The 6,357-nt window shown below is 66.9% G+C and carries 6 protein-coding genes; 2 read left to right on the plus strand and 4 right to left on the minus strand.

Annotated features, from left to right (window positions below):
* Positions 1-4: 4 nt before the first annotated feature.
* The 3 genes from Q7V15_RS10475 to Q7V15_RS10485 form a co-directional block, all read right to left on the minus strand.
* Positions 5-1,237 (minus strand): argininosuccinate synthase, encoded by a 1,233-nt coding sequence (locus tag Q7V15_RS10475; protein ID WP_304755506.1) that lies wholly within the window; start codon positions 1,235-1,237, stop codon positions 5-7.
* A 71-nt stretch (positions 1,238-1,308) separates the two neighbouring features.
* On the minus strand, positions 1,309-1,674 hold the full coding sequence (locus Q7V15_RS10480) for a hypothetical protein (RefSeq protein ID WP_304755507.1): 366 nt from the start codon (positions 1,672-1,674) through the stop codon (positions 1,309-1,311).
* 68 nt (positions 1,675-1,742) lie between these two features.
* Positions 1,743-3,659: a potassium transporter Kup gene (locus Q7V15_RS10485; RefSeq protein ID WP_304755508.1), complete on the minus strand. Its 1,917-nt coding sequence runs from the start codon at positions 3,657-3,659 to the stop codon at positions 1,743-1,745.
* A 224-nt stretch (positions 3,660-3,883) separates the two neighbouring features.
* Here Q7V15_RS10485 and Q7V15_RS10490 point away from each other — a divergent pair, with 224 nt between their 5' ends.
* Positions 3,884-4,678, plus strand: coding sequence for an SDR family oxidoreductase (locus tag Q7V15_RS10490; RefSeq protein ID WP_304755509.1), 795 nt, complete (start codon positions 3,884-3,886; stop codon positions 4,676-4,678).
* 8 nt (positions 4,679-4,686) lie between these two features.
* Here the strand turns inward: Q7V15_RS10490 and Q7V15_RS10495 are convergent, their stop codons facing one another.
* Positions 4,687-5,373 carry a MarC family protein gene (locus Q7V15_RS10495; protein WP_304755510.1) on the minus strand — a complete coding sequence of 229 codons (687 nt, stop codon included), beginning with the start codon at positions 5,371-5,373 and terminating at the stop codon, positions 4,687-4,689.
* A gap of 182 nt (positions 5,374-5,555) precedes the next feature.
* Between Q7V15_RS10495 and pyrF the strand changes: the two genes are divergently transcribed.
* Positions 5,556-6,275: an orotidine-5'-phosphate decarboxylase gene (pyrF, locus tag Q7V15_RS10500; protein ID WP_304755511.1), complete on the plus strand. Its 720-nt coding sequence runs from the start codon at positions 5,556-5,558 to the stop codon at positions 6,273-6,275.
* Positions 6,276-6,357: the final 82 nt, after the last annotated feature.

Consider the following 6,357-nt stretch of genomic DNA (forward strand, 5'->3'; position numbering starts at 1 on the left):
GCGCCTACCGACCCCGGCGGTCGCGCTTGGCCGTGCCCCGCAGGCGCAGGGCGTTGAGCTTGATGAAGCCCGCCGCGTCGCGCTGGTCGTAGGCCACCTTGCCCTCCTCGAAGGTGACCAGCTCCTGGTCGTACAGCGAGTAGGGGCTGGAGCGGCCAATGACCGTGACATTGCCCTTGTACAGCTTCACCCGCACCTGGCCGGCCACGTGGGCCTGGGAATGGTCGATGGCCGCCTGCAGCATCTCGCGCTCGGGGCTGAACCAGAAGCCGTTATAGATCAGCTCCGCATAGCGGGGCATCAGCTCGTCCTTCAGGTGGGCCGCGCCGCGATCCAGGGTGATGGACTCGATCCCCCGGTGGGCGGCCAGCAGGATGGTTCCGCCAGGCGTCTCATAGACGCCGCGGGACTTCATGCCGACGAAGCGGTTCTCCACCAGGTCCAGGCGGCCGATCCCGTTGTCGTGGCCCAGCTGGTTCAGGCGGGTGAGCAGGGCGGCCGGCGACAGGGCCTCGCCGTCGATGGCGATGGGGTCGCCCTTCTCGAAATCGATGGTGATCACGGTGGCCTTGTCCGGCGCATCCTCGGGCGAGAGGGTGCGCATATGGACGAATTCCGGCGCCTCGACCGCCGGGTCCTCCAGCACCTTGCCCTCAGAGGAAGAGTGCAGAAGGTTGGCGTCGACGCTGAAGGGCGCCTCGCCGCGCTTGTCCTTGGTGATCTGGATCTGGTGCTTCTCGGCGAAATCCAGCAGGGCCTCACGGCTCTTGAAGTCCCATTCCCGCCACGGCGCGATCACATGGATGTCGGGTTCGAGCGCGTAGTAGCCGAGCTCGAAACGGACCTGGTCATTGCCCTTGCCGGTGGCGCCATGGCTGACAGCGTCGGCGCCGGTCATCCGGGCGATCTCGATCTGCCGTTTGGCGATCAAAGGCCGCGCGATAGAGGTGCCCAGCAGATATTGGCCCTCATAGACCGTATTGGCCCGGAACATCGGAAAGACGAAGTCGCGGACGAACTCTTCGCGGACATCCTCGATGAAGATGTTTTCCGGCTTCACGCCGGCGGCCAGGGCCTTGGCCCGCGCCGGCTCGATCTCTTCGCCCTGGCCCAGGTCAGCGGTGAAGGTGACCACCTCGGCGCCATACTCGGTCTGCAGCCACTTCAGGATGATCGAGGTGTCCAGGCCGCCGGAATAGGCGAGGACGACTTTCTTGATCGGCTTGTCGGCGGCCATGGGGCGAGGTCTTTCGAGAGGAGCGGGGAAGAGAAAACTGGCGGGGCTTTAAGATCGAACCGGGTGACCGTTCAAGACTTAAGCGCGCCTTCCTGGTCAAGCTGGGTCATGGCGGCGTGCAGCCAGCGCAGGTGATAGAGGGCGAACAGCCCCGCTAGGGTGGCGCGGATGCCAAACAGCACCAGGGCGTCCGACGTGCCCGGTGCGATCTCCCGATTCTGCCACAGCAGGACGAGGCTGAGCAGGAAGGCGAGGCCGGGGATCAGCAGCAGGGCGATATGACGGGGGACCCGCATCATGGCCCGGCCATCCCGGGCGAACTGCAGGGGCATCGCCGTGTCCGCCGGCACCCGCGCCCAGGCCTTGTGCGAGGCGCTGGCCATGATCGACAGGGAGACGATCCACAGGGCGTCGCCCACAATGCCCAGCCAGTTCATCGATCTCTCCGCATAGGGGTCAATGCCGACCCATGGCCCAGTATGGCCAGGTGAGTCCAGGCCGACGCCTAGACTGTAACCTGGGTGCCCAGCTCCACCACCCGGCCAGGGGGGATTTTGAAGAAGTCGGTGGGATTGGCCGCATTGCGCATCAGATAGATGAACAGCCGATCCTGCCACAGCGGCATGCCCGACTGGGCCGAGGGGACCACCGATCGGCGGCCCAGGAAGAAGCTGGTGGCCATGATGTCGAACTTCAGGCCGAGCTTGCGACAGAGGCCCAGCGCCTTGGGAAGGTTGGGACTTTCCATGAATCCGTAAGCCACGGTGACCTTCTTGAAGTCCTCGTTGACCGGCTCGATCTTGATGCGGTCCTCATCCTTGACCCTGGGGGTCTCGGTGGTCCGCACGGTCAGGATGACATTCTTCTCGTGCAGCACCTTGTTGTGCTTGAGATTGTGCATCAGGGCCACCGGCGCGACATCGGGGTCCGAGGTGAGGAAGATGGCCGTGCCCGGCGCCCGGTGCGGCGCACGGGCCTTCAGGATTTCGCTGAGCTCAGTCAGCTGGATGCTGTCGCGACGGGTCTTGTCAGTGAGAATCTGCGCGCCGCGCATCCAGGTCCACATGATGATCACCAGACCGCCGCTCAGGGTCAGGGGGAACCAGCCGCCCTGGAAGACCTTCAGCAGGTTGGACGACAGGAAGACCAGATCGATCGCCGCAAAGCTGCCGGCCACCAGGCCCGCCTGCCACCAGGGCCGCTTCCACATGGCGCCCATGATCACGAACAGCAGCAGGGTGTTGACGAACATGGTGCCCGACACGGCGATGCCGTAGGCCGAGGCTAGGTTCGATGAGTTCTGGAACAGGGCGAGCGTCAGCAGGACGCCGGCCATCAGCAGCATGTTGACCTGGGGCACATAGATCTGCCCGGCCTGGGTTTCAGACGTGCGGCGGATGTCGATCCGCGGCAGCAGGCCAAGCTGCACCGCCTGCTGGGTGACCGAGAACGCGCCGGTGATCACCGCCTGACTCGCCACCACCGTCGCCGCCGTCGCCAGCAGCAGGACCGGCCAGAAGGCGAACTCCGGGATCATCTCGTAGAAGGGACTGATCCTGGCGTCCGGCCGGGTGAGCACCAGGGCGCCCTGGCCCAGATAGTTGAGCAGCAGGGACGGCAGGACCAGAATGATCCAGGCCGCCCGGATCGGGCCTTTGCCGAAGTGGCCCATGTCCGCATAGAGCGCCTCCGCCCCGGTCACGGCCAGGAAGACGCTGCCCAGGATGACGAAGCCGAGGAAGCCGTTGTCCAGCAGGAACAGCACCCCGTAGTGCGGCGACAGTCCCATCAGGATCCGCGGCTCACTGACGATATGATAGAGGCCCAATCCGGCCAGGGTCAGGAACCAGACCGCCGTGATCGGCCCGAAGTAGCGGCCGATCTTGGCCGTGCCCCGGGACTGAGCCATGAACAGGGTGATCAGGATGCCTGCGGAGATCGGCAGGACGAAGGGCGAGAGCGCCGGCCCGATTCCGGGCGCGACCTTCAGGCCTTCCACCGCCGAGAGCACCGACAGGGCTGGGGTGATGACCCCGTCCGAATAGAAGAGCGCCGCGCCGATCATGCCCAGGAGCAGGATGGCGCCAGACCGGCGCCCCAGGGACCGGCGGGCCAGGGCCATCAGGGCGAGGGCGCCGCCCTCCCCCTTGTTGTCCGCATTCAGCAGGAAGATGACGTACTTCACCGAGACGATCAGGAAGAGCGCCCAGGCCATCAGGGACACCACCCCGAACACGGCCAGCTCGTCGGTCCCGCCACTGCGGGAATGGGCGAGCGCCTCACGCATGGCATAGAGCGGGCTGGTCCCGATGTCGCCGAAGACCACGCCGACCGAGCCGAGGGCGAGCGCCCAGAACCCTTCCGCCTTGGGGTGGGACCCATCGGAATGCGTCCCTGCAGCCGATGAATTCGGCTCACTCATCCAGACTCTCCGGAGACCGTGGGGACGGTGTCTCGTAATCCCAGGCAGGAGGCCTGCGCCCCGACGATGCGGCGGGCGCGATACACCCTTTCCGCAGGGGGTTCAATCGCAGGCGCAGTTTCAGGGACGACCGCGGGCCGCTTGCCCCCCGTCGCAACCTTGTTCACCTTCGCCAGGCGACGGAGCCCTTCCCGGCTGATCCGCCGCCCTTTGCAGGAGCGCCGATGGCTCGCCGACTGGCCCTGGTGACCGGGGCGTCCGCTGGAATAGGCGCCGCTTTCGCCCGGACCCTGGCCGCCCAGGGCTGCGACCTGGCCCTCACCGCCCGAAGGGGCGAGCGGCTTGAGGCCCTGGCCGCCGAGCTGCGCGCGCGACACGGGATCGATGTCCTGACCCTTGTCGCGGACCTGGCGGACCCCGCCGCGCCCGCAGCCCTTGAGGCGGCTCTGACCGCCGATGGCCGCGCCGTGGACATACTCATCAACAATGCGGGCTACGGCCTCCCGGGGACCTTCGGAGGCAATGCCTGGGGCGATCATGCCGCAACGCTGCAGGTGATGCTGAGCGCGCCCTGCGAACTGGCCCACCGGCTTCTGCCCGGCATGCTGCGCCGGGGCTATGGCCGCATCGTCAATGTCGCGTCGGTGGCCGGCCTGACCCCTGGCGGCGTGGGCCTCTATGGACCGGTGAAGCGCTACCTGATCGGGTTTTCCCAGAGCCTTCACATGGAATGCGTCGGCACAGGCGTGCAGGTCAGCGCCCTGTGCCCTGGTCTCACCTGGTCGGAGTTTCACGATGTGAACGGCATGCGCGACCCGTTGGACACCGCCACCCCGGCCTGGCTCTGGATGGACGCCGAGACCGTCGTCGCCGCAGGCCTGGCCGCTGTGGAGGCCAACTGCCCTGTCTGCGTCCCGGGGCCGGCGAATAAGACCCTGGCCCTTCTGGCCTGGCTCCTGCCTGACACCTGGGTCATGGCCCTGACCGCGGCTCAAGGCTGGCGCTTCCGCAAGCCCTGAGCCCCGCTTCACTGCGACACGTAGGGTTTGGCCGCCTCATTGAGGATCACCCCGCTGGTGGCGTCGGCGATGCCCACCAGCACGAACTGCACAGCCATGGCGCAGAGGATCAGGCCGAGCACCCGAACGACGATGGTCATGCCGATGCGCCCGAGAATCTTGCTGATCACCGGCGCGGCCCAGAAGCAGAGCATGGTCACCAGGGCGATGGCCCCGATCACGCCCACCCCGATGGCCGCGCCGGCCAGGCCGAAAACCTTGGCCTCGCTGGCATAGATGACCACCGAGGAAATGGCGCCCGGCCCGATCAGCAGAGGCATGGCGAAGGGCACGATCAGCCGCTCGAACTTGCGACCCGCCCGGCCCTTGGGGTTTTCGTCGCCCTCGGCCATGGCCGAGAAGCTGGCGGTGAAGTCATCCCGCGCCATTTCCAGGCCCAGCAGGAACAGGATGATGCCGCCGGCGATCCGGAAGGCCGGCAGGGAGATGCCGAAAAAGGCCAGCAGGGCCAGGCCCGAGAAGTAGAAGAAGGTCAGGAAGCCCAGGATGAACAGGGCGATATAGACGGCCACGAGCCGCGCATCGCGCCCCTTGCTGCCCTGGGTCGCGGCGCCGAACAGGGGGACGTTGCCGATCGGATCGATCAGGGCGAACAACGCCACGAAGAAGTTGACCGCGAACTCAGCCTGGCTCATGCCTCGCTCCCAGAGCACGATGCGATTGATCGGATCCGATCGTGCTCAAGACTCCTTGAAGTTGAGCATTTTCTTCGCTGAACCGGTGTCCACTTCAGCGGAAAATGCTCTAGCTCAAAATTGAAGCGGCGCCGATCTCCCTTATGGGCTGAGCCGGCGCAAACCTGCCCGGAGCCTGCGCCATGACCGCCGCCGCCCGTCTAGACGCCGCCAAGCCCTGCGATCCGCGCCTGATCGTGCCCCTGGACCTGCCCGACATCGACCAGGCTCGGGCCATGGTGGCGGCCCTCGGCGAGGCGGTGAGCTTCTACAAGATCGGGCTGGAACTGTTCGCCTCGGACGGCATGACCCTCGCCCGGGAGCTCAAGGCCCAGGGCAAGCAGATCTTCCTCGACTGGAAGCTGCACGACATCGGCACGACGGTGCAGCGATCGGCCGCGGTGCTGGCTGATTCCGGTTGCGACTTCCTCACTGTCCATGGGGAGCCCCAGGTCATGGCCGCCGCCGTCCGCGGCCGGGCGCGTTCGGGCCTGAAGGTGCTGGCCGTCACCGTGCTGACCAGCCTGTCGGACGAGGACCTGCTGGAGATGGGATTTACCGAAAGCGCGCGGTCCCTGGTGGAACGGCGCATTCAGCACGCCGTGGCCGCCGGCTGCGACGGGGTGATCGCCAGCCCGCATGAAGCGGCCCTCGCCCGGGCCATTGGCGGGCCCGGCTTTCTGGTGGTGACGCCGGGCGTGCGCCCAGATTGGGCGGCGAAGAATGATCAGGCCCGCGCCGCCACCCCTGCCCAGGCCTTGCAGGCCGGCGCCTCACACCTGGTTTGCGGCCGCCCGATCACAGGCGCCAACGACCCTCAGGCCGCCGCCCTGCGGATCGTCGCAGAGATGTCTCGCCTATAGCGCCGTTGCGGTGACCGAGACCTCAGCGGCCCTTGCCGCCGTGTCCGCCGCCCTTGCCCCCATGGCCGCCGCCCTTGCCGCC

The organism is Phenylobacterium sp. (genome assembly GCF_030651755.1).
Lineage (GTDB): Bacteria > Pseudomonadota > Alphaproteobacteria > Caulobacterales > Caulobacteraceae > Phenylobacterium.